This is a genomic window from Gilliamella sp. wkB7, assembly GCF_001693435.1.
Taxonomy (GTDB): Bacteria; Pseudomonadota; Gammaproteobacteria; order Enterobacterales; family Orbaceae; genus Gilliamella; species Gilliamella apicola_N.
This window is the reverse complement of the sequence record NZ_CM004509.1, coordinates 2,557,285-2,582,280: the sequence shown is the minus strand read 5'-3', so window position 1 is coordinate 2,582,280 and position 24,996 is coordinate 2,557,285. Positions and strand designations below refer to the sequence as shown.

Genomic DNA, 24,996 nt, shown 5'->3' with positions numbered 1-24,996 from the left:
AGTTTTATTGGCTAATGATCACAATTGCAATTGCCATGATTTAAATGCAACAAGTGACCCATTTTATTCACTTTTGTTTCTAAATAGTGTTCATTATTAGGATTTTCTCCAACTTCTAATGGTACTCTTTGTACAATTTTAATGCCTGACTGTTCAAGCACTTTTATTTTTTCGGGATTATTCGTCAATAAACGAATTTGCGATACACCAAGTAAAGTTAATATATCAGCACATAAAGTAAAATCACGTTCATCAGCCGCGAAACCCAATTGTTCATTGGCTTCAACAGTATCAAAGCCTTTATCTTGTAGCGCATAAGCTCTGATTTTATTTAGTAAGCCAATATTACGACCCTCTTGACGATGATAAATTAAAATTCCGCGACCTTCTTTAGCTATTTGTTTTAAAGCTGCTTCTAACTGAAAACCACAGTCACAACGCAAACTGAACAAAGCATCCCCAGTTAAACACTCTGAATGAATTCTAGTCAGAACTGGAGCATCACCAGATATATCGCCAAATACTAAAGCTGCATGATCTTTCCCTGTTGCAATTTCTTCAAATCCAACAATAGTAAAACATCCCCATGGTGTTGGTAATTTTGCTTGTGCAACATGTTTTAATTGCATTATCATCTCCGTTTAAATAAAACATAAATAGACTTTTAAAAAAAGCTATCTTCCATGCTAAACTATTTAGCAATTAGTGTTAAATTGAGTCTATAAATGGGGTTTGTATTAAAAAAAACAATGGCACTTTTAGCCATTATGTTAGTAGTACCATTAGTTATTATAGCCATAAATTGGCATTGGCAACCAGAATCATTAAATAATACATCAAAATATTTTTTCTTTATAACAGAAACTGCAAGTTTTCCTTGGGCGATTATTACATCAACCATTCTTTTTATGGTATTTTGTTATCTATTACCCAACAAAACAAAAACAAAGATTATTGCATTATGGTTTTGTTTTGTTTGTGCAATATTAGGTGGGCAAATAGTCAAAACCATTATAAAATCTCAAACAGCAGAATCAAGACCTTATGTACTTTGGATGGCAAAAGAATTTCATCTTAGCGACAAACAATTTTATTTGTTACCTAAGTCAGAAAAACAAAAAATTATTTCTGAAAAGTTAAATAATTCAACTACCATTCCGAATTGGTTAAGTAAGCATTGGCAAAGTGAAACAGGCTATTCGCTACCCTCTGGACATACCTTATTTTCGGCAACATGGGCATTTCTTGCAATAATATTATTAGGATTTAAACGTCACTATATTATTGTTAACGTAATTATTGTATGGGCATTATTAATTGAAATTAGCCGATTAGCATTAGGTATGCACAGCCCGATTGATTTATTATTGGGTATTTCACTTGCTTGGATCATTTCATTAATTTGCTATTTTTATGCACAAAAATGGCATATAGTAGATAGATAATTTTTCATCTAACATTTTGTAAAAATGTTTAAGATTATATAGACGTTTAAGTAAAATTAAAAAAAGATAAAGGTCATTATTATGAAATTTGTTATATCAATTATATTAATAACTGTTATTTTCACTATATCTATCGCATTAGGTGCATTTAATGGCGAAGTTGTGTCTTTCAATTATTTGTTTGCTAAAACCGAACTCCGATTATCAGTTCTTTTAGCTATATTTTTTGGTTCTGGCTTTATTGTAGGTACAATATTAACAGGAATTCTCGTCATAATTTCTAAGCTACAACATTCATCCACTAAACGAAAATTGAATAAATTACAAAAAAAGTTAGATGATAACCTAACGGATCATCAAAAATTAAGTTTAACTAAAACTAATCAAGAATAAATATTATGTTTGAACTGTTATTTCTGTTGTTACCTATTGCTGCCGCCTATGGTTGGTATATGGGCGATAGAAATGCAAAACAAAAATATATCAATCAGTCTAATCGATTGTCACGTGAATATGTAGATGGTCTTAATTTTCTTTTGTCTAACCAGAAAGATAAAGCTGTTGATCTTTTCTTAGATATGCTTAAAGAAGACGAAGGTACGCTTGAAGCCCATCTAACTTTAGGTAACTTATTTCGCTCTAGAGGTGAAATCGATAGAGCAATACGAATTCATCAAGCATTAATGGAAAGTTCCTCATTGACATTTGAACAACGTCTTTTAGCCATCCAGCAATTAGGTCGTGATTATATGGGGGCAGGACTCTATGACCGTGCAGAAGAGATGTTTTTGCAACTCATCAATGAAGAAGACTTTCAACAAAATGCCCTACAACAACTTATTATTATTTATCAATCCACCAGTGAATGGATTAATGCAATTAATGCTGCAACTAAACTGGTCAAACTTGGCAACGAAAAATACAAAACATACATTGCTCAATTTTATTGTGAGCTAGCATCCCTCGCAATTGCCAATGATGATCTCGATAAAGCGTATAGCTTATTACAAAAATCATCAGCAGCGGATCCAAATTGTGCCCGCACATCATTAATGTTAGGGAGAATATTAATAGTTCAAAATAAAACAGAAGAAGCTATTGAATCACTCAAACAGATATTACAGCAGGATAAAGCTTTCATTGGTGAAGCATTACCTTTATTAAATGAATGCTATAACAAATTGAATAAGCAAGACGAATTTAAACAGTTTTTACAATTGTGTGTCGATAAAGACACTGGTAATGTGGCTGAACTAATGTTAGCTGACATTATTGAAAAACAAAATGGGCTTGATTCAGCCCAATACTATATGTATCGAGAATTATTAAAGCATCCTAATTTAAAAGGATTTTACCGATTAATGGATTATCACGTAGCAGATGCCGAGCAAGGGAAAGCCAAAAAAAGCCTTTTATTATTACGTAATATGGTTGGTGAGCAAATAAAAGCTGTCCCGAATTATCGATGCCAAAAATGTGGTTTTACTGTTAATACTATTTATTGGCTTTGCCCTGCTTGTCGTTCCTGGTCAACCATAAAACCCGTCCGTGATTTTGAACAACATTCCTAAAAATAAAAAGAGATTATTATGTTTTTAATTGATTCTCACTGTCATTTAGATAGTTTAGATTTAAAAAGTAAAACTATCGAAGATGTTTTACAACAAGCTATAAATAATGATGTTAAACATTGCTTAAGCGTGGCAACGACATTGTCAGGCTATGAAGCGATGAAGCATCTACTTATGCCTTTTAAAAATCAATGTTCCTTTTCATGTGGAATTCATCCTCTTAATTTAGATGATGAAAAATATGATGCAGATCGCTTTCAACGCTTAGCTCAAGAGGATAATGTTGTCGCTTTAGGTGAAACAGGTCTTGATTACTATTATCAGCAAGATAATTTAGAACAGCAACAAGAAAATTTTAAAGAACATATTCGGTTAGGACGAAAACTAAGTAAACCTGTGATTGTTCATACTCGTAATGCAAAAGAAGATACTTTAAGAATATTAAAAGATGAACATGCCCATTCTGGGGTATTACACTGTTTCACAGAAGATATTGCTACAGCTAAACAGCTATTAGATATTGGTTTCTACATCTCTTTTTCAGGAATCATTACCTTTAAAAATGCCGAAGCATTACGAGAAGTAGCAAAATATGTACCGCTCGATCGTATTTTAGTCGAAACAGATTCGCCTTATCTTGCTCCTGTCCCATATCGAGGAAAAGAAAACCAACCCGCATACGTGCGAAAAGTCGCCACTTATCTATCGGCATTAAAAGGTGTTACTTTAGAAGTAATAGCGAAACATACAACTGACAATTTTTGTCAATTATTCAACTTACAAGGGGTGTTAAATGAATAATAAATTAAATATAGATTGGGATGACTTTTTAACAAACTATTGGCAAAAAAAACCAGTGATATTACGCAAAGCTTTTAGTCATTTTATTGATCCAATCACCCCTGATGAACTTGCTGGATTGGCAATGGAAGAAGAGATTGAAAGCCGAATTGTTACCAATAAAAATGGCAATTGGGATGCTAAATTTGGTCCTTTTGATGATTTTAGTAACTTAGGCGAGGATCACTGGAGTTTATTAGTTCAAGCGGTTGATCACTGGCACGAACAAGCTGCAACTTTAGTCGAACCATTTAAATGTATCCCACAGTGGCAATTTGAAGATCTGATGATTTCTTATGCTACACAAGGTGCAGGTGTAGGTCCACATATCGATAATTACGATGTTTTTATTATTCAAGGTATGGGACGTCGACGTTGGCAAGTTGGTGATCGTAATCCTAATTATAAACAATTCAGTGCCCATAAAGCGTTATTGCATGTTGAAGACTATCAACCGATTATTGATGAAGAGATTACTTCTGGTGATATTTTATATATTCCAATTGGTTTTCCGCATAATGGTGTATCAATCGGTGAATCACTAAGTTATTCGGTTGGTTTTAGAACGCAAACATCACAAGAAATGCTAAGTGGCTTTGCCGATTATATTATTGATAATTTACCAAATGGGATTTTTTACCAAGATCCAAATTTAAAATTACCTAAAGATCCCTACAGTATACAACCTTATGAATTAACCAAATTACAAGATCAAATCATTGATTTAATCAAAACACCCGATCTTTTTAATGATTGGTTTGGTAAACATATCACTTTACCGATGCACGAACTTAATATTGTCCCTGTTGAACCTCCCTATGAATATGATGAATTTAAAACAATCCTACAAACAGGAGCAGAATTATTCCGTGTACCAAGTATCCGAATTCTTAAAGTTGGCGATTTTGGTTATATTCATGGTGAAAAAATAGATTTACCTATGTCTGTTATTGATATACTTTGTCAAAACGAAATACTCAGTTATGAACATTTACAAAATGAAGAAACACAACAAGTATTGCTTAATTTTGTTAATAAAGGCTATTGGTATTTTATTGATGAACAATAATATTATTTATCCGCCGATAATGAAATCGGTGGATAAAATAACCTTTTTAAGCTTTAGACTTGGCTTTTTTTAAGTTTTAAGTATATACTTTGCCCCGCTTTAGATTACCCCCCGTTTAATGGCAAATTAAACATCACAAAATGCTAACTTTTAGCAAAAAATCTATTTTCAATTACTAGAGGTATACATGAAAACTGAATCAAACTCAGTCAAGCAAGTTGAAAGTGAAAAAGCAACACCATACCAAAAGAAAACGCTTTTTGCATCGACTGTCGGTTATGCATTAGATGGCATGGATATGATGATTTTAGGTGTCTGTTTTAGCCTAATTTCGGTTTCTTTTAATTTATCCAAAACCGATCTAGGGACATTAACTTCTGTAACCTTACTTGGTGCTGTATTAGGAGGCATTTTATTTGGTGTTTTAGCGGATAAATATGGTCGAGTACGCGTGTTTTCATGGACTATATTAATCTTTTCTTTATTCACCGGTTTATGTGCAATATCCCCCAATTATGAAAGTTTTTTAATTTTCCGTTTTTTAAGTGGTTTAGGTCTTGGGGGTGAGTTTGGCATTGGTATGACACTCGTATCAGAAAGTTGGCCAAAGCACAAGCGTTCACGAGCAACATCGATTGTTGCGTTAGGTTTTCAAGCTGGTATTATCCTTTCTACTTTAACTGTCAATTTCGTTGGGCAAGCTTATGGTTGGCGATGGGCTTTTGCCGTCGGGGTATTACCTGCACTATTTGTTGCTTGGACTCGAAAAGGCCTAGAAGAGCCAGAAATTTGGCAAAATTTAAAAGATCAGAATAAAAATGAAATTGCGGTTGGTAAATTGTTTAAAACACCAAAAACCACTGCAACCACTATTGGTTTAACAATTGCATGTGCGGTGCAAAATTTTGGGTTTTATGGTTTGATGGTTTGGATGCCAAGTATGATTGCTTCTGAACTAAAATTACCATTTAAAGATACTCTGTATTGGACTATTTCAACCACAATTGGTATGTCATTAGGTATTTTAATTTTTGGTTGGCTTTGCGATAAATTTGGTCGTCGTCCTTCATATATTATATTTCTTTTAATTTCAGCAATATCTATTTGGTTCTATTTCCAACAAACTGATATGATAATATTAATTATATTTGGTTCAGCAATTGGCTTTTTTGTTAATGGTATGATGGGTGGATACGGCGCCCTACTTGCCGAACATTATCCTACCGATGCCCGTTCAAGCGCTGAGAATATTATTTTTAATGTAGGACGAGGAATCGCTGGTATATCACAAGTTCTAATTGCTTATTTCGCAACGGTGTATTCAATTAGCTACGCATTAGCTTTATTATCAGCTACGTATCTATTATCTGCCGCAGCTTTCGTATTTCTTATACCAGAAACCAAAGGTAAAGCTTTAGAATAAAACGGTATAATAAAACAGGGCTATTGCCCTGTTAATATGATATTTAACTATTTAAATTAATAAATCAGAACTTTAGTTAGCGTTACATGAAGCTGGTGTTAATTTTACGCTAAATAATTTTTCATCATTAATATAATAATTGTGGACAGCACCATTAGGAAAAGCATCCCGAAAGTCTTTAACTTGCTGATTGTCGGTACAATAAACTTTCTTCAAATTTTCGGACGTCATTTTTTCTGTTTCAGAAATTTGTAATTGGTCTTTAGATGCCTTAATAACATATCGATAGTTAATAGAATTATCATCTTTAAAAATATCTACTAAACTGGTTACGGAATCAACTTGGTAAGGAAGAGATTTTTTCGCATCACTAATAATTATATCTTGTGTTTTAGTTAGCTTTTCTGCTTCATCTTTTTTTGCTTTTTCACTGTTATCACAACCAAATAATCCTAGACTTATTAAAACTAATGTTGTTATTTTTATAACTTTCATATTTATTCCTCAATTATTCATATTTTCAATATTATCAGATACTTTCTTCAGTACGTTTATGTATATAAAATATAACTCTCTATTAATCTCATTTAAAATTACAATCTAATAACAACATATTATAAAACTGATTAACTTTAATAAATAAACCATAAACAGCCAAAAATTGTTTTACATTAAAAACATCACAATTAAAAAGCATCCTAACTTTTAAAAAAGTGTAACTTATTGTACAAAATAGTGGCTAAAACTCAATAATTATTAGCTATATGCTTAAAATAAAAATTAAATTTCTTGTCTACCTTTTTAAATGCAAATTTAAACAAACTCAGGCTTATAACACAGTGACTTAACACAAAATTATTTACGTAATTATTCATTCCTTTTTAAACAAAATGATGCAATTTTTGTTTCTAATTGAAATAAAAGGGCTCTAACGGCCCTTTTATTAACAATAATTGATAAGTACAAAATTATTTAGCATCACAATCACTAGGTTTTAAATCAAGTGTTAAAACTTTTTCTCCATTTAGGTAATAATTATGGCTAGCGCCATTTGGAAAAACTAATTTTATGGCGTTGGTAGTCGCATCTTTACTACAATAAAGGGTATGCAAACCATTTAAAATATTTTTTTGATTGCTTTCAGCTTGAAATGCGTCTTTAGTTATATTTTTTACATCATATTTATAACTAATAATATCGTTTCCTTTTGTTACATCGACCAATGTTGAATTTTGATCAACATCCAAAGGTAATTTTAAACTTAAACCTTTGATTATTGCATCTTGAGCAAGACTATAATTACCATCTTTTAAATTATTGAGTGCATCTTGAGTTGCAGATTTGGTTTGTTCATATAATTCTGCTACTTTATCGCTAACCTTTGAACTTGTTTGCTCAACTTGTTCTTTGATATTATTGACTGTTGGTTTTGAATTATCACAATTTACTAAAAAAAGCCCCATCATTGCCAAAGTAATTACTTTAAATGTTCTCATTGTTCTGCCCTTATTGGTTATAAGTTCCGTATAGTTACTATTATGGTTTTGTATAATAGTGGTTAATTTAAAAGGAAATTAATTACTCAAACATGCAGTAAAAAGGCTTTTATGAGCCCTTTTACTGTAAAAAATATTAATTAATATGCATACCACCTGTTACGCCATATGTTTCAGCTGTGGTATAACTTGACTCTTCAGAAGCTAAATGTACATATACACCAGCAAGTTCAACAGGTTGTCCTGCACGTTGTAATGGTGTTTGTTTACCAAATTCAGGAATAACATCACTCGGCTGACCACCACAGATTTGTAATGGCGTCCAAACTGGTCCTGGTGCTACACAGTTAACACGAATACCTTTGCTGCTTAATTGGTTGGCTAAGCCGCGAGTAAAGGCAATAATTGCAGTTTTAGTTGCCGCATAATCTAATAAATTGCCACTTGGTTGATAAGCTTGAACAGAGGAAGTAGTAATAATAGTTGAACCGGGTTTTAAATAACCTAAAGCCGCTTTAGTAACCCAGAAAAGTGAAAATACGTTTATTTCGAATGTTTTTTTAATTTGTTCTGTGGTCAGTTCCATTATATCTTCCACAGCAGTTTGTTTACCAGCAACTAGTGTTAAATTATCTAATCCCCCCAATTTTTGATGTGCTTGTTCAACTAATTTTTTACAAAATGCCTCATCGCTTAAATCACCTGGAATTAATACTGCTTTACGACCAACGGCTTCTATAACCTTTGCGACATCTTCAGCATCTTTCTGTTCATAAGGAAGATAATTTATTGCCACATCAGCACCTTCTTTTGCATAAGCAATAGCCGCAGCTCGACCAATACCCGAATCACCACCTGTTACTAACATTTTGCGACCTTCTAAACGACCATGACCTTGATATGTTTTCTCACCACAATCAGGAATCGGATCCATTTCACACTGTAGAGCGGGTGCTGCTTGTTTTTGTTTTGGAAATTTACCATGATGGTATTTTGTAAGAGGATTACAAATTTGTTTACTCATTATATTCTCCTAAGTTAATTATGTATTTGTACACAAATTCAATATAACTTAAATAAAATCAATTAGTAATCACAAAATCCTATTGTTAAGCCTATTTTATATCTTTAAAATAACCAATTAATTCAATAAATTATATTTAATAATTATAAAATTTGAATATTTGTTTCTTAAAGCTAAATCTTGTTGCTTAATATCACCCTCTGTATCTATTTAAATTAATGAATAAAAAGAGGTAGAATATTATTAAAGGTGTCATTCCTTGATTGGCTTGGCGGGGTCACTGAAAATAGTATTACCAAAGCCATGAGTATTGCATAATCTTGCACCACTCCCAGTTTAGCAAATTAATTTTAACTAAGCTAGTTATTACAAATTTTGCATTTATAATTCGATTTGATGATAAATTTATATAAAGAAGATTAAAGGTATTTTTAGTAATAAAAACAGTTTTAATAATGATTAGATAAACCATTTTTAATATTTGTTTTTCTTTATTTAACCATAATTAGATGTTTGTTTTCAAAAACTATAATTTAACAATGATCAAATACTAATTATTATTTAAAAAGGCCATATTAACCTGCCAAAATCACGTTATTATATTAAAATGTTTTATACTAAAACGTATAGTTAACCTGAAACTTTTTTACAATCCATTTCTAACACTTTATAAAAGCAAAAAAAATAGTTGCACTTTTTTTAAAAACGAGTATTTTGTTTAAAATAATTTTTTAAAATGACAAAAAAGTTAATCAATACATATTATGAAATTTTCACTGAAAAACGTCCTTATCAACATTATTGTCAGCGTGGTCATTATTCCAACGCGGGGGCGTTTTTGAATAAAAATATGTTTATACATAAAATCAAAAACCCCGCTCCAAAAAGCGGGGTTTTTTTTATGAACAACGATTGGGCAAAAAAGAACAAGTGAGGAATAAATGTTAGGAACACAGTGGATAGTAAAAACCTTAAAAGAAAAAGGCGTTACCACCGTTTTTGGATATCCGGGTGGACAAATTATGCCTCTTTATGATGCTTTGTATGATGGAGGTATTGAACATGTATTATGTCGTCATGAACAAGGGGCAGCCATGGCAGCAATTGGTTATGCTCGTTCAACTGGCAAGACCGGGGTTTGTATTGCGACATCAGGCCCTGGTGCGACTAATATCATTACTGGACTTGCTGATGCATTAATTGATTCTGTACCTATTGTTGCCATAACAGGGCAAGTTCCAACTAATCTAATTGGTACGGATGCTTTTCAAGAAGTAGATGTTCTAGGATTATCCTTAGCTTGCACCAAACATAGTTATTTAATAAATGATGCTAAACAATTGCCCAATACATTAGAAGAGGCATTTAATTTAGCCAACTCAGGCAGGCCAGGACCAATTTTAATTGATATTCCGAAAGATATACAGCTTGCCAATTTAGATTATCAACAATATTTAGCTCCATCTTTAATAAAAAACAGTCCTGATAAAACACAATTATATACCATCCCACCTGAAACAATAAAACTCGCCCAAAAAATGATCGCTCAAGCACGAAAACCGATGCTTTATATTGGTGGAGGTGTTGGACTTTCAGGCGCTATATCAGAATTGAAAGATTTTATGACATTGACTCAAATCCCAACTGTTTCAACATTAAAAGGATTGGGAGTTGCTGATATTAATAATCCTTATTATTTAGGTTTAATTGGTATGCATGGTGCTAAAGCAGCCAATTTAGCCGTACAAGAGTGCGATTTACTTATCGCCTTAGGTGTACGGTTTGATGACAGAGTTACAGGTAATCTTAATGAATTTGCCCGTTGTGCAAAAGTGATCCATGTCGATATTGATCAAGCCGAAATCAATAAATTACGCCAAACACACTTAGGATTACAAGGTGATATTAAGCAGGTTTTACCATTGCTTAATCAAACTGTATCAATCGAAGCATGGCATAAAAAAGTGGATGAATTAAAAGCACAGCATCCTACACGTTATGATCATCCTGGTGAAGCCATTTATGCGCCAGCATTATTAAAAACCATTTCCGAACGTAAGTCAGCCAATACGATAATCACCACAGATGTTGGTCAACATCAAATGTGGACCGCCCAACATATGCGTTTTAATCATCCACAAAATTTTATTACCTCAAGTGGATTGGGCACTATGGGATTTGGTTTACCAGCAGCGATTGGTGCACAAATGGCTCGCCCTAATGATTGCGTAATATGTGTATCGGGTGATGGATCATTTATGATGAACGTACAAGAACTAACCACTATAAAACGTAAAAAATTACCGATAAAAATAGTATTAATTGATAACCAACGTTTAGGCATGGTTCGTCAATGGCAAGAACTCTTTTTTAACGAAAGATATAGTGAAACTAATTTATCAGATAATCCTGATTTTTTAATTTTAGCAAAAGCATTTGAGATTCCGGGTGAAATAATCACAAAAAAATCAGAAATTAATTCTGCACTTGATAATATGTTTAATTCATCTGGTGCATATTTATTGCATGTGCGCATCGATGAATTAGAAAATGTATGGCCATTAGTACCACCAGGCGCAGCTAACGAAAACATGCTCGATCAAAGTTGCAAGGAGTAAGTGATGAATCAACAAATACAACATCAATTGACCATAAAGGCTAACGACACGTTAGGTACATTGGAACGTATTTTACGTGTTGTTCGTCATCGCGGTGGACATATTGAATCTATGCAAATGCAAACTATTGAAAATAATTTACTGATTTTGACACTCAGATTAACTATTGAAAGAGATCTTTCAATGTTACAAAACCAAGTAGCTAAATTAGAAGATGTTATTTCAATAGAATAAAAAATTTTACAAATAATTTATCGGTAAAACAAAAAGTTAAATTAAAATATGTCAATATTTTAGATATTAAACAAACAAGAAAATATTGTATAATGTTCGATGTTTAATTGATAAAAGCATAAAGCAAGATACATGCTAAACAAAATTAAAATTTAAGAGGAAAACAAAAAATGAGTACTACAGCAAAATCTGATTATATTTGGTTTAATGGCGAATTGGTTCCATGGGCAGATGCTAAAGTGCACGTAATGTCACATGCACTACATTATGGTACATCGGTGTTTGAAGGTGTACGTTGCTATAATACACATAAAGGACCTGCTATATTTCGTCATAAAGAACATGCTCAAAGATTATTAAACTCAGCCAAAATTTATCGTTTTCCTGTTCCATATTCTCTTGAAGAAATTATGGAAGCAACACGCCAAACTATCAAAAAGAATAATTTAGAAAGTGCTTATATTCGTCCATTAGTATTTATCGGCGATGTTGGCATGGGTGTTATACCACCAGCAGGTTATAAAACGGATGTCATGATTGCAGCATTTCCATGGGGAGCTTATCTTGGTGAAGATGCCTTAGAACAAGGTATTGATGCAATGGTATCATCATGGCATCGTTTTGCACCAAATACGATTCCAGCTGCAGCAAAAGCCGGTGGTAACTACTTATCATCACTACTCATCGGATCAGAAGCTCGCGCTAATGGCTTCCAAGAAGGGATTGCGTTAGACGTAAATGGTCAGCTTTCTGAAGGTTCTGGTGAAAATCTATTTATTGTTAAAGATGGTATATTATTTACACCGTTATTATCTTCATCAGCACTACCGGGGATCACCCGTGATGCTATCATCACCCTTGCACGTGATTTAGGAATTGAAGTACGTGAACAAACACTATCCCGTGAATCACTCTATTTAGCTGACGAAGTATTTATGACAGGAACCGCCGCTGAAATTACTCCTGTTCGTAGTGTTGATCGTATCGAAATCGGTATTGGTCGCTGTGGTCCAATTACTAAAAAGCTCCAGCAAACATTCTTTGGTCTATTTAATGGTCAAACTGAAGATAAATATGGCTGGTTAGATCTAGTTAAATAGGGAATACCTGTTAGAGATCCTCCAGTTAACATGGCGGATTTTTTTCAAGAATGTGATTTACTTTATAGCATCATGTAAAACAAGATATCGTTTTAAATGGTAACTTGAATAATAAAAAGTTGGGAGCAAGAAATGCCTAAATATCGTTCAGCAACATCCGTAGAAGGTCGGAATATGGCTGGAGCCCGTGCATTATGGCGTGCAACGGGCGTTAAAAATGAAGACTTTGGAAAACCTATAATTGCGGTCGTTAACTCATTTACGCAATTTGTACCGGGACATGTACACCTGAAAGATATTGGGCAGCTTGTCGCCAAACAAATTGAGGCATCGGGTGGTATCGCTAAAGAATTCAATACTATTGCAGTAGATGATGGTATCGCCATGGGGCATGGTGGTATGCTTTACTCACTTCCATCACGAGAATTGATTGCTGATTCTGTTGAATATATGGTAAATGCACATTGCGCTGATGCCATGATCTGCATCTCAAATTGCGATAAAATAACCCCAGGTATGTTAATGGCGTCACTTCGCCTCAATATTCCAACAGTATTTGTATCGGGCGGTCCAATGGAAGCAGGTAAAACAAAATTATCTGACCAAATTATCAAACTCGATCTTGTTGATGCTATGATCCAAAGTGCTAACCCAAATGTTAGTGATGCCGACAGTGAAGCCATTGAGCAATCTGCCTGCCCAACGTGTGGATCTTGCTCAGGTATGTTTACCGCGAACTCCATGAACTGTTTAACAGAGGCCTTAGGTTTATCACTACCAGGGAATGGATCACTCGTTGCCACGCACAAACAGCGAGAACAATTATTTCTTAAAGCAGCTAAACGTATTGTAGAAATTACTAAACGTTATTATGAACAAGATGATGCGTCTTATCTACCGCGATCTATTGCAACCAAAGCCGCTTATGAAAATGCTATGTCATTAGATATTGCCATGGGTGGATCAACTAATACAGTATTGCATTTACTTGCCACTGCTCAAGAAGGTGAAATTGACTTCACCATGTCAGATATTGATAGACTCTCACGCAAAGTACCACATTTATGTAAAGTAGCTCCAAGTACTGCCAAATATCATATGGAAGATGTCCATAGGGCCGGTGGCGTGGTATCAATTATGTCTGAACTTGATAAGGCTGGATTGCTTAGACGCGATGTTCACAATGTGCTTGGACTGACTCTGCAAGAAACGTTTGCACAATATGATATTACCCAAACTAATGATGAAACTGTGAAAAAAATGTATCGCAGCGGGCCAGCAGGGATCCGTACAACTAAAGCTTTTTCACAGGATTGTTATTGGGATACGCTTGATGACGATCGTGAAAATGGTTGTATTCGTGACAAAGCCCACGCTTATAGTCAAGATGGTGGGTTAGCTACGCTTTATGGTAATGTTGCTCAAGATGGTGCAATTGTCAAAACCGCCAGTGTTGCTGCTGAAAACTTAGTTTTTAGAGGACCGGCCAAAGTATTTGAAAGTCAGGAAGATGCTGTCGATGCAATATTAGGTGGTAAAGTAATTGCTGGTGATGTTGTAGTGATTATTTATGAAGGTCCTAAAGGTGGACCGGGTATGCAAGAAATGCTTTATCCAACCAGCTATTTAAAATCAATGGGTCTTGGCAAAGCTTGTGCACTTATTACAGATGGTCGATTTTCAGGTGGATCATCTGGTTTATCGATCGGACATATCTCACCGGAAGCGGCTAATGGTGGTTTGATAGGATTAGTACGTGATGGTGATATTATTGATATTGATATTCCTAACCGTAAATTAGTTTTAGATGTACCTGATGATGAACTTGAAAGACGACGTGTAGCAGAAATTGCTCGTGGTGATAAAGCTTATACACCACATAATCGCAACCGCTATGTGTCATACGCACTGAAAGCTTACGCGAGTTTAGCAACTAGCGCAGATAAAGGTGCTGTTCGTGATAAAAGCAAACTAGGTGGCTAACTGTGAAACAAGAAGATAATAAACTTACTGGCGCTGATTATTTAAAAGCAACACTTTGCAGCGCTGTTTACGATGTGGCAGATGTCACACCACTTGAAAAGATGGAAAAAATCTCATCAAGAATAGGAAACCAAATCTTTGTTAAACGTGAAGATCGGCAATTAGTCCATAGTTTTAAAATCCGTGGAGCTCAAGCAATGATTGCCAGTCTTAACGAAGATGAACGTAAATGCGGCGTGATTGCCGCATCGGCTGGAAATCATGCACAAGGCGTTGCTTTTTCGGCAACAAAATTAGGCATAAATTCGCTTATTGTCATGCCATTAACTACAGCAGATATCAAAGTTGAGGCAGTCAAAGAATTTGGTGGTGAAGTACTTTTATATGGCGCTAATTTCGATGAAGCCAAAGCAAAAGCAATGGAATTAGCCAAAGAACAAAATCGAATTTTTATTCCTCCGTTTGATCACCCATTGGTCATCGCTGGTCAAGGCAGTATTGCCATGGAATTACTTCAACAAAATGCCAAACTCGACCGTATTTTTGTGCCTGTCGGGGGAGGAGGACTTGCTGCAGGCATTGCAGTATTAATTAAACAAATTATGCCGACAATCAAAGTTATTGCGGTTGAACCTTCTGATGCAGCCTGTTTGAAAGCTGCACTTGATGCAGGTAAACCCGTTGATTTAAGTCGAGTTGGGCTATTTGCTGAAGGTGTTGCCGTTAAACGTATTGGAGATGAGACATTTAGACTCTGCCAACAATACATTGATGATATTGTTACCGTTGATAGCGATGAAATTTGTGCTGCAGTAAAAGATTTATTTGATGACGTCCGCGCCATTGCTGAACCATCAGGTGCGGTTGCACTGGCAGGACTAAAAAAATATGTTAATCAACATAATATTAGTGGTGAAAATCTAGCACATATTTTATCTGGTGCAAATTTAAACTTCCACAATCTGCGCTACATTTCAGAACGTTGTGAACTTGGTGAAAAACGCGAAGTGTTATTGTCGGTGACTATTCCTGAAAAGAAAGGTAGTTTTTTAAATTTCTGTAAATTATTAGGCGGACGCTCAGTAACGGAATTTAACTATCGTTATCATGACGATAAATCAGCTTGTATTTTTGTCAGTGTCAGAATATCGAAAAGTAATGAAAAAGAGGACATACTACAAGAATTAGCGGCTGCGGGATATCCTGTTGTAGATTTATCTGAAGACGAAATGGCAAAACTTCATGTTCGGTATATGATTGGCGGTAAACCGTGTAAACCGATTCAAGAACAAGTTTATAGCTTTGAATTTCCTGAATCACAAGGTGCATTACTTAAGTTTCTACAAACATTAGGAACAAATTGGAATATTTCCATGTTCCATTACCGTAGCCATGGCACAGATTACGGAAGAGTACTTTGTGCTTTTGAAATTGATGAAACAGATAGCAATAAATTTGCTCAACATTTAACTGAGCTTGGTTATGGTTTCCATAATGAAACACAAAATTCATCAATTAAACTTTTTCTTACCAATTCGCATTAAAATAATGATGACCACCCTTTTTACTATGGGTGGTCTAATGGGTATCAAATATTTAGTTCTTTGATATATGTTTCGCTTAAATGTAAAAGATGTTACTATTTATGCTATCTAACCTATTAATAATATGATAAAAAATAGACTAAAACGTTATGTTAACCTCAAACTTTTTTACAAAAAAGTGATTAATATAGCAAATAAATTTATAAAGGGATGCATATGATTAGACTAGCAACAATAGGTAGCAACTGGATCACAGAAAAATTCATTGATGCCGCATTACAAACTCAACAGTATCAACTTGCAGCTATTTATTCACGAGATATAGATAAAGCTCGCCAGTTTGCACAAAAATATAATATTAGTGTTATTTATGATGATTTAATAAAATTAGCTAACGATACTAATATTGACGTAGTCTATATTGCTAGCCCAAACTCACTACACTTTGCACAAGCAAAGTTAATGTTAGAAAACAATAAAGATGTCATTTGTGAGAAACCTTTAACTTCAAATTTAGTACAAACTCAAAGATTATTAGATATTGCGAAACAAAATCAACAAATCATTTTCGAAGCGCTAAAGACCTTTTACTTACCTAATTTTGAATTAATCCGAAACTATCTACCTAAATTAGGAAAAATACACAAAGCTTTATTAAATTATTGTCAATATTCATCACGGTACCCTAGTTATTTAGACGGTGAAAATCCTAACACGTTTAATCCTCAATTCTCGAACGGCTCAATCATGGATATTGGTGTTTACCCCCTTAATTTTGCAATAGGCTTATGGGAAAGACCGAGCTCAATATATGCCAGTGGCACACAACTTGAATCCGGAGTTGATGCTCATGGTACGGTTTTATTAAATTATAATGACTTTGATGTTATTATTTGGCACTCTAAAGTCACTAATTCATCTATTCATAGCGAAATACAAGGCGAAGATGGCGCTTTAATTATTAAGCACTTATCTGTTTGTGAACAAGTATTCTATCAGCCAAGGCAAGGAGAATTACAAGAAATAACCCTTACACAAAATAGTAACGAAATGTATTATGAAGCGCTAGAGTTTGCTAAGCTCTATCAACAAAGACAAATAAATCATAAAGGGCTAAAATATTCTGTGATTTCATCAGAATTATTGACTGAAATAAGAAAGCAAATCCATGTAAAATTTCCAGCTGATAATGATTAAAATTTAAAGAATGACTAAAACATTAAATAGGTTTGGTTTACCGTTCATGCTTTGCTTCTATCTGGTTGTTTGAATGTAATTGATATTTACAAGTATGCCAACCGAACACACTGAATATAGACGAATATTCTTGGACTGTTTAAATTTTTTTAGCAAAAATTATCTATTTTAAATTATCATTTAATTAGTTTTCTTAATATTTATGATTAAACAGATCGCTAGGAAATTTTAATGAAATGGTGAATGTGGCTCATATTTCAGCACTAATTTTTATAAGAAAATGTAAACCGTTGTAAGGAAATAATCTAATATATTAATCGAATGTCCATCAATTTCTTATTTTTGCTGAATATGTTCAGTTACATTCTCAAATACCTATTTTAATATCATTAAAAAAGATTATTTGTGGCATATTTTAAAAAATAATGCCACAAATGAATAGTATTAAGCCCATACTCTAATTGAGCAATGGTAAAAAATATTAGTTTAAATTAATATGCTCAATATAACCTTTAACAATTTCAACACTGTTTGCAAATAACTGTTTTTCCTTTTCAATAAAATCAAGTTCAATAATTTTCTTGATACCATGTTGGTCAAGTATGGCTGGTACACCAATAGCAACATTTTTATAGCCATATTCACCATCCAAAATACAACTAAGTGCTAACGCTCTGTGACTATTGGTAAATATATGTTGGCAAATTTCGGTGATAGTGCTAGCAATCCCATATTCAGTGCAATGTTTTCGTTCCATGATTTCAAAACCCATTTTTCTTGCTTGAGTACCGATTTGAGCAAAATCAATTTTATTTTTTTCTAATTGATTTAGATTGATACCATAAATCGAGGAATGTGACCAAACAGGGAATTGAGAGTCACCATGTTCACCAACAATAAAAGCATCAATACTTTGTGGACCGATATCCATTTTTTCACCTAATAATCGACGTAATCTTACCGTATCAAGCCATACGCCTGTACCAATTACACGGTGACGAGGTAATCCAGATAATTTCCAAACTTGATAAGTGATGGCATCACAAGGATTTGTCGCGACTAAAAAAATACCTTTAAATCCATTCTTCATCATATTAGGTACAATACTGGCGATAATTTTTGATGTTCCGTCTAACTCTTCTTTTCGGCTTTTTTGGGCTAGCCCTGATGTAACGGTGATAATAACAATGTCGATATCAGCACAATCAGTTGATTCACGCAAGCTGACTTTTATCATATTTTGTCGATAGGCTGCTGCATCTAATAGATCTTGCGCATGTCCATATGCTAACTCTTTATTAAGATCAACGAGTGCGATTTCTTCACAAATACCTCGATTAACAAATGTATAAGCGGTTGTTGAACCAACATTACCTACGCCGATAATCATTACTTTTCGTAATTTCATACTGCCCCCAATTAATTTCGGTTTATTCAAAAAAGTTAATTAACTTTGTTTAATATTTACTCATCGTATACCTACTGTATTACAATTTCCAGCAATTAATGATTTATGATTTTTATAAAACCAATGTATATAAAATGTTTAAACAGTAAATTTTTAGCTAGCTGACTATATAGGGTAACTTAGTTGAAAAGATTTTTCTGGGAAAGCTTAATAACGTTGGTTCAGGTAATTAGTGAATTTAATCTAAAATATCATGATTATCAATTTAATATTAATAAATGGTTATCACGTTTTTTTATTTGTTAAAATTGGAATTTTAATGGTTTGCAATGGTTTACCATCATCATATATGGTAAACATTAATACTAGTAATTTTAATATATTCTTCTTAGATAATAATACTTTAAAGAAGGTTGGGATTTTATCTATTTGTGAAAAATACGATATTATTAATTAATTGTTTTAGAGTATTCACGTTTTTTATCAATAAATATAGGAATATTAATATTCCTATATTTGAAAACAGCTATGTAATCTTTAGCCTTCAGCTAGATGACTGATAAAATTATTGGCCTTATTACTCATATTGTTTTTTTTATTCCACTGCTTTTATTGTTATTTTTTCAAGCAATTTAAAATCAGTTTTTAGGTGTTTTACGAGTATATCTTAACCGAGCTTTACCATCTGACATAAAATAAGTACCGTATCGAACCAATCCACCCTCTTTAAAATAACAAGTCATTTCGTATGCTAATACCATGTTATCATTATTTTTTTCATCAATATTGATGTTAATAGCCTGTAGCCTTGGTTCATAAGTTAATAACGTTTGCTCAATTGCCCGCATTAAAACATAAGCTGAGGAAGGTAATGCTTGAAAAACTGTCGACATATCAGGTAATCCATAATCGGGCATATGCATAATTGCACCTGCCCGACTATTTAAAATACGCTCAATATTATCCATTACACTAATAACGGTTTGTTCATTTTCAGACACATCTTCAATGGCGATGCCTGATTCAAAATAACCATATAATATGTCGTACAAAGATGCGCTCATTAATCTTAATCCACTAGTTTAATGATGTATTTACTTGCTTCTATTTTACGTGCTTTAGTTATGTGTAAATCAGAGCGTTTTAATACTAATCGCCAATTATCCGCTTTTAAATCAGGATCATTATAAAGAGCAACTACCGCAGCAAAATTTGCTCTGTTGTCAAAAGGTACTTCTATTGAAACAGAAGTATCAGGTTTTAACACAATTTCTTTAGTATCAAGCAACGTTGCTTTCAACTCATCATTATCTTGATCAACCAGATTTTGATAAGATGCAGATTTAAATGCAGTATCTTTAGTTAACTGATAAATTCTAATAACAACAGGAGATGATTTCTCTTCGTCATCAAGATTTAATTCAGCTCTAGCTGTTATATCTAAGTGTAATGTTTTAATATCCCACGAAAAAATACTATTTCCAATACTAGTTGCACCTTTCGTTACGCTTTGTGCTATACCACATCCATTTAAACAGATAGTTAATAGACAAATAATAAATAAATTAATTCGTTTCATACTGATTCCTTTTTTTCATGCTGTATAATTAATTCCACAATAGTGACCTAAATTTACAGCTACCTTATCTTGAATATACTCGCCATTTTCTGTCATTTTGGTTAATGATGCAGTTTGTCCTAATCGACAATTTTTTGATGTTAGCCGGCTACGTGGCAAAAAATTTCGCTTAATATACAGTGTAATTTTGGCATCAACTTGATAACCTAAATATGCACGCATCAATGCCATGAGATCCTTATATAACTGCCCATCAGGGAGTAAATCCATAATCTGATCTTCATGTTGAGGAGTTATGGCTATATGAATTGTTTGATTACATTCTTTTAAGCGAGATCCTAAGACAGCACTACCATCTAAACCTATTTTGTTAGTTTTACCACCTACTTGAGCTGGGTTTTCAATAGAGTGCCAAGTAGGATAAAATTCCGTTATATCAACTTTAGCATCACTAACTATTACTCTTGTTAAACCAGCAATACCTTCAGCCGTTCGTGTTTTTTGTGTAACCAGACCTAACAGAGCCAAAAATCGCGAAGCAGGCGAACCAATTTGTTCGCTAGTTCCTTTTATTATAAGACCTGTCAGTCCAAGCAAACACTGAGATATAGAATCTTTACCACCATTTATAAAACAGGCTGGATAATGATATTTCAACCAAATTCGATAAAATTGTGTTATAAATCGATGGTTGAATATATCTAGAAAATCAGTCATCGCATGATAGTTTTCTTCACGTCGGATAATATTGTGCAATAATCCAAAAGGTAATACTGCGTCAACACCATACAAACCAAAAAAGCGAGTTCTTACCGTTGCCGGGCGATTTAAATACGGCAATCTTTCAATATACTGTAATTCGCTCGCAGGAAACGACATATCAATTGATGGCGCAAAGCGTAAAGGATCAGCAGTTGGAGTTTCCGCTCTTCCTAGTATGGGTTCTTCTTTAGCGTAGAGTTGCTCAAGTAACTGACAAAAACGATAAAAGTTTATTTTTGGGAGTACTTTTTCAAGCTCTTGCATTAAAGCGCTACTTTCGATATTTTGCTTTGATTCCATACTATTTTATTTCCAACAGGTAGAAGATTAATGACTAATTGAGTAAATAAATTAACGTCAGCATATAGAGCAAAAAATTGATGTAATAACTCACCAAAAAGCATCACATCACCTTCGCCAGTAAACTGGAAACTATTTATAGTTACTTCAATCTCTATTCCTCTTTGTAACATTCCTTTTTCAATTCGTTTTATCATTCTATGAGATACATCGACGATACCTTCTAAGCGTCGACGATTAAGCTCATTTTCAGTCCAATCATATAAAGCAAGTGTTCCTCTTAATACTTCAGCATTAATTAATGACAAATAATTAGGTGCTAAATGTGATAATACTCGCCAATGAAAACGATCCTCGGTTGGCGGATAACAAGGTAATGTTGGTGAGCATAAATTTCTAACACTTGAGATGCTATTTTGTGAACTGCTCAGTGATTGTATCCGTGCATTGCTTAACGTCTTGCGAGGTAACATACCATTGGTACCAGTAACCCGTAATGATAACGTTTCAGTCTCAAGAGATTGATCTTTATCCCAAATTTTACCCCCCAAAACCAACCAAGTTTCATGTAATCCAGAAGCACCTTTTCGAACATGAGTATGATAATACCTTTCAGGTGCATCATGACGTAACATACCCCCCCTATGCTTAAAGCTAGTGAAAGGAACATAACTATAGCGACCGTTACGAGTTATAGCTTCAACATTCTCAACTGAGTAAATTTCAATGTGTCCATCTTGACGTAATAATGGTCTAAGCAGATATTCACTTTCTAGTTGATTAACTACAATAGGATCAGCTTCCATATCAAATAAATTTATAACTGGCACACAATGTAATCGAATGTTATCCTTATTAAAAGGCATATCACTTGGCCAAGTTTGACTCAGGATAATTTCAATATCAATATATTCACAACTTTCTGGAACATTACGAATATTAAGTCCATGTAGATCAACAAACATAAATTTTTCACGAAAAGCAAAGTATTCTAATAATAACTGATAGCCCGCAAAAGCATTATCTGGTTTTAGCCATAAGCGATCTTCTTCACTAAAGCCAACTGGCGTTATTTTTCCTTGAAAACGGACTATTTCATTAGGTTGATTAGAATAGCGCAACTGTATTGCTGAAACTTGATGAGTTAATGCATGATGCAATGTTGAAGCGATTGGCGCATCTGCATTTAAATAGAGTCGTAATTTAGACAAATCAACTTGTTCAAAATCAATTAGTTCACCAAAACCTAAACGAATGTTGATAATGCTTCGTCCATCTTGGTGTACTCCTAATCTTACCTGATTAATTTTAACAGGTTGCAGAGTTACTGATTGAGTTGTTCGGAACGGACACCTTGTTCCTTTCGGTCCAAGCGGTTCTGTTTGAACTTGTAACCCTTTGGGGATAACTTCCAAACGTGACAATGTGGAGTAATTCGGTGTAAGCTCAATAATCGATAATGAAGGTATTAATCTTAAATAATGAGGCCATAACAAACTCACAAGGCTCTCAGTTAATTCTGGTAAATCATCATCAATTTTTTGACGTAATCGTCCTGTCAAAAAAGCAAAACCCTCAAATAATCTTTCAACATATGGATCACGATCACCAACACGATCTAAATTCAATTGACCTGCTCTATCAGGATGAATTTTGGCAAATTCTTTCCCTGCTTCCCGCAAGTAACGCATTTCTGACTCATAATAGCGTAAAATCAAATCATCCATTCTTTATCTCTTTAGTTTTATATTTTTCTAACGTGACTCGTTTATTAAGAGTTTAAATCACACTTAGTGCCCTAGCTGGATTGAGCTGCATGAGTTCATGTTGCAAATCCTCTATTTGTTCACCAAAATTTCTATTATTATCTTTTTGTAAATTTTTTTGTTTAATTAATTTGAGTAAAAATCTTTTAATATCAAATAATAGTTCAGGTTCCCATTGTAACAAAGTAATTGATTGCTGTTGATTATTTAATCCTACCAGTAATGTTAATGCAATATCTTGCTTTCCTAATTGTTCCGCAACTCTTGCTTGCGTATATTGTAATAAATATTGTTGTTTAGGTGAACGCAATGATGGTAAACTTTGTAGCCATTGGAATGCATGTTCTAGGCTTTCTGTTTGAGCTAATTCTAAGGCTTGTTTTTCAATCTCACCCCAATCGTTTTCACCCGATACAGCAATAGGTTCAATGCTATCACCTTCACCTAAATGATGTATACGAGCATCACTAGCAATCCAGCTTAATGTTTCATCATCAGCAAAAGGCATACCATTGTCAAAATAGAGATTTTCAATTCCATTTAAGCGTTCTAACATTAAGCCAATATCTGTTAAATAAATATCAGCCCAAGACCGATAAGGTTCACCCATGTTTTTTAGGGCTAAAACAGAAGCACGTTGCAGATCTAACCAAAAATGATTTGCATTTTCCATAAAAGCATTTTCAACACGTTCGAAAAGTGTTGACCACTGTTTTTGGAGAATTAACCGATTAATATTTTGTTTAAGTTCCGCTCTTGGTGCTGGTAATCTTGTTTTACCCTTAGAATCAACAGGTGGTAAATCTGCAATCATATCCCAGCGGATTACTCGCAAAAAACGTCCTGCAGCAAGGTAACCTTCAGGATTTTCTCGTAAAAATGCAGCCATTTTTCTAGCTTGGTCAAGTAAATCTCGTTGAGAACTAATTTTTATTTCAACGTTACTTTGTTGTACTTCTGAGACAGGTACAGGATTGACCGGCGTTTGTGACGGTTGTTCTTCGTTTGTAGTTTTAGCTGGTTGTTTTGCTATATTGCCAAAAAAATGAACCAACGCCGATAAATCAGGCGGTGTTATTGACTGATTAGGCGTTTCAGAATTAAATAATTTTTGACAACTACTATCTATCTGACTTAACGCAGCGATAATACGACCTAAAAGCTCATCACTTATAGGTTGTAATTGTGTCAATTGATCTATAAAACGCGCGTTAGTAAGCCATTCTATGGCATTTTTGCGTATATTAGGTCTTGATGGATAAATCAATGGTCCAAATGTATCAAGTAATCCAGCCAATATTTCAAGACCATCAGCAAAACCATCTACACCATCTTGATATAATCGCGCTAAACAATAATATGTAGCCACACGAATATCTTTACTACTTCGTTTTAGTAAGCTTTCACTCTCAACAATAACAAATGAATAATCGATACCAGATATTTTTGCGATTTGTTCTTTAATATCTTGAAAAGTATCATGATAAGTCAAATCTTCACCTGTTGGTTTATCTGGATTGATTGGCTGTAACCAATCAACCCAAGTTTGATTTAACTTTTGTATCAGTTTGCTCTGATCATCAGTACCTGTAAAACGGCTTAATAATTGACTAAACATAACATTAATCCAGTATCCG

22 protein-coding genes are annotated in these 24,996 nt (G+C 33.8%); 12 read left to right on the top strand and 10 right to left on the bottom strand.

The genetic code is table 11. The features are described 5' to 3' along the window. Positions 1-11: 11 nt before the first annotated feature. On the bottom strand, positions 12-629 hold the full coding sequence (gene ribA, locus A9G17_RS11415) for a GTP cyclohydrolase II (protein WP_065738814.1): 618 nt from the start codon (positions 627-629) through the stop codon (positions 12-14). Positions 630-725: 96 nt separating this feature from the next. On the opposite strand from ribA, the gene A9G17_RS11410 reads away from it, so the two are divergent. From A9G17_RS11410 to A9G17_RS11385, 6 genes are all read left to right on the top strand, one after another. Continuing rightward, positions 726-1,445, top strand: coding sequence for a phosphatase PAP2 family protein (locus tag A9G17_RS11410; RefSeq protein WP_065738813.1), 720 nt, complete (start codon positions 726-728; stop codon positions 1,443-1,445). Between the two features lie 81 nt (positions 1,446-1,526). Next, positions 1,527-1,838, top strand: coding sequence for a LapA family protein (locus A9G17_RS11405; RefSeq protein WP_065738812.1), 312 nt, complete (start codon positions 1,527-1,529; stop codon positions 1,836-1,838). 5 nt (positions 1,839-1,843) lie between these two features. Then, positions 1,844-3,016, top strand: a complete 1,173-nt coding sequence (lapB, locus tag A9G17_RS11400; RefSeq protein ID WP_065738811.1) for a lipopolysaccharide assembly protein LapB — start codon at positions 1,844-1,846, stop codon at positions 3,014-3,016. Positions 3,017-3,034: 18 nt separating this feature from the next. Beyond that, entirely contained in the window at positions 3,035-3,817 is a 783-nt protein-coding gene (locus A9G17_RS11395) for a YchF/TatD family DNA exonuclease (RefSeq protein ID WP_065738810.1), read from the top strand. Further along, the gene (locus tag A9G17_RS11390; protein WP_065738809.1) at positions 3,810-4,925 is read left to right on the top strand and encodes a ribosomal protein uL16 3-hydroxylase; all 1,116 of its coding nucleotides are present in this window, start codon (positions 3,810-3,812) and stop codon (positions 4,923-4,925) included. Before A9G17_RS11395 ends, A9G17_RS11390 begins: the two co-directional genes overlap by 8 nt. A gap of 187 nt (positions 4,926-5,112) precedes the next feature. Next, the gene (locus A9G17_RS11385) at positions 5,113-6,348 is read left to right on the top strand and encodes an MFS transporter (RefSeq protein ID WP_065738808.1); all 1,236 of its coding nucleotides are present in this window, start codon (positions 5,113-5,115) and stop codon (positions 6,346-6,348) included. Between the two features lie 72 nt (positions 6,349-6,420). Here the strand turns inward: A9G17_RS11385 and A9G17_RS11380 are convergent, their stop codons facing one another. The 3 genes from A9G17_RS11380 to A9G17_RS11370 all read right to left on the bottom strand — a co-directional run bounded on the left by A9G17_RS11380 (position 6,421) and on the right by A9G17_RS11370 (position 8,868). After that, entirely contained in the window at positions 6,421-6,843 is a 423-nt protein-coding gene (locus A9G17_RS11380; RefSeq protein ID WP_065738807.1) for a hypothetical protein, read from the bottom strand. A gap of 473 nt (positions 6,844-7,316) precedes the next feature. Then, entirely contained in the window at positions 7,317-7,844 is a 528-nt protein-coding gene (locus A9G17_RS11375) for a hypothetical protein (RefSeq protein ID WP_065738806.1), read from the bottom strand. Between the two features lie 136 nt (positions 7,845-7,980). Then, the gene (locus A9G17_RS11370; RefSeq protein ID WP_065738805.1) at positions 7,981-8,868 is read right to left on the bottom strand and encodes an SDR family oxidoreductase; all 888 of its coding nucleotides are present in this window, start codon (positions 8,866-8,868) and stop codon (positions 7,981-7,983) included. A 941-nt stretch (positions 8,869-9,809) separates the two neighbouring features. On the opposite strand from A9G17_RS11370, the gene ilvG reads away from it, so the two are divergent. The 6 genes from ilvG to A9G17_RS11335 all read left to right on the top strand — a co-directional run bounded on the left by ilvG (position 9,810) and on the right by A9G17_RS11335 (position 17,544). Further along, positions 9,810-11,486 carry an acetolactate synthase 2 catalytic subunit gene (ilvG, locus tag A9G17_RS11360; protein WP_065738803.1) on the top strand — a complete coding sequence of 559 codons (1,677 nt, stop codon included), beginning with the start codon at positions 9,810-9,812 and terminating at the stop codon, positions 11,484-11,486. 3 nt (positions 11,487-11,489) lie between these two features. Further along, the gene (gene ilvM / locus A9G17_RS11355; RefSeq protein ID WP_065738802.1) at positions 11,490-11,720 is read left to right on the top strand and encodes an acetolactate synthase 2 small subunit; all 231 of its coding nucleotides are present in this window, start codon (positions 11,490-11,492) and stop codon (positions 11,718-11,720) included. Between the two features lie 170 nt (positions 11,721-11,890). After that, on the top strand, positions 11,891-12,820 hold the full coding sequence (locus A9G17_RS11350; protein ID WP_065602053.1) for a branched-chain amino acid transaminase: 930 nt from the start codon (positions 11,891-11,893) through the stop codon (positions 12,818-12,820). Between the two features lie 132 nt (positions 12,821-12,952). After that, the gene (ilvD, locus tag A9G17_RS11345; RefSeq protein ID WP_065738801.1) at positions 12,953-14,803 is read left to right on the top strand and encodes a dihydroxy-acid dehydratase; all 1,851 of its coding nucleotides are present in this window, start codon (positions 12,953-12,955) and stop codon (positions 14,801-14,803) included. 2 nt (positions 14,804-14,805) lie between these two features. Further along, a complete protein-coding gene (gene ilvA, locus A9G17_RS11340) occupies positions 14,806-16,347 on the top strand; it encodes a threonine ammonia-lyase, biosynthetic (protein WP_065738800.1) in 1,542 nt (513 codons plus the stop codon). A 216-nt stretch (positions 16,348-16,563) separates the two neighbouring features. Next, positions 16,564-17,544, top strand: a complete 981-nt coding sequence (locus A9G17_RS11335) for a Gfo/Idh/MocA family protein (RefSeq protein WP_065738799.1) — start codon at positions 16,564-16,566, stop codon at positions 17,542-17,544. Positions 17,545-18,025: 481 nt separating this feature from the next. Here the strand turns inward: A9G17_RS11335 and A9G17_RS11330 are convergent, their stop codons facing one another. From A9G17_RS11330 to tssA, 6 genes are all read right to left on the bottom strand, one after another. Continuing rightward, positions 18,026-18,952: an L-lactate dehydrogenase gene (locus A9G17_RS11330; protein WP_065738798.1), complete on the bottom strand. Its 927-nt coding sequence runs from the start codon at positions 18,950-18,952 to the stop codon at positions 18,026-18,028. Positions 18,953-19,590: 638 nt separating this feature from the next. Further along, on the bottom strand, positions 19,591-20,016 hold the full coding sequence (tssE, locus tag A9G17_RS11325; protein ID WP_065738797.1) for a type VI secretion system baseplate subunit TssE: 426 nt from the start codon (positions 20,014-20,016) through the stop codon (positions 19,591-19,593). A 5-nt stretch (positions 20,017-20,021) separates the two neighbouring features. Further along, positions 20,022-20,531 (bottom strand): type VI secretion system lipoprotein TssJ, encoded by a 510-nt coding sequence (gene tssJ / locus A9G17_RS11320; RefSeq protein ID WP_065738796.1) that lies wholly within the window; start codon positions 20,529-20,531, stop codon positions 20,022-20,024. Positions 20,532-20,546: 15 nt separating this feature from the next. Next, the gene (gene tssG, locus A9G17_RS11315; protein ID WP_065738795.1) at positions 20,547-21,593 is read right to left on the bottom strand and encodes a type VI secretion system baseplate subunit TssG; all 1,047 of its coding nucleotides are present in this window, start codon (positions 21,591-21,593) and stop codon (positions 20,547-20,549) included. Continuing rightward, positions 21,557-23,320 carry a type VI secretion system baseplate subunit TssF gene (gene tssF, locus A9G17_RS11310; protein WP_065738794.1) on the bottom strand — a complete coding sequence of 588 codons (1,764 nt, stop codon included), beginning with the start codon at positions 23,318-23,320 and terminating at the stop codon, positions 21,557-21,559. The genes tssG and tssF overlap by 37 nt, the downstream gene beginning before the upstream one ends. A 52-nt stretch (positions 23,321-23,372) precedes the next feature. Continuing rightward, positions 23,373-24,977 carry a type VI secretion system protein TssA gene (gene tssA, locus A9G17_RS11305; protein WP_065738793.1) on the bottom strand — a complete coding sequence of 535 codons (1,605 nt, stop codon included), beginning with the start codon at positions 24,975-24,977 and terminating at the stop codon, positions 23,373-23,375. Positions 24,978-24,996: the final 19 nt, after the last annotated feature.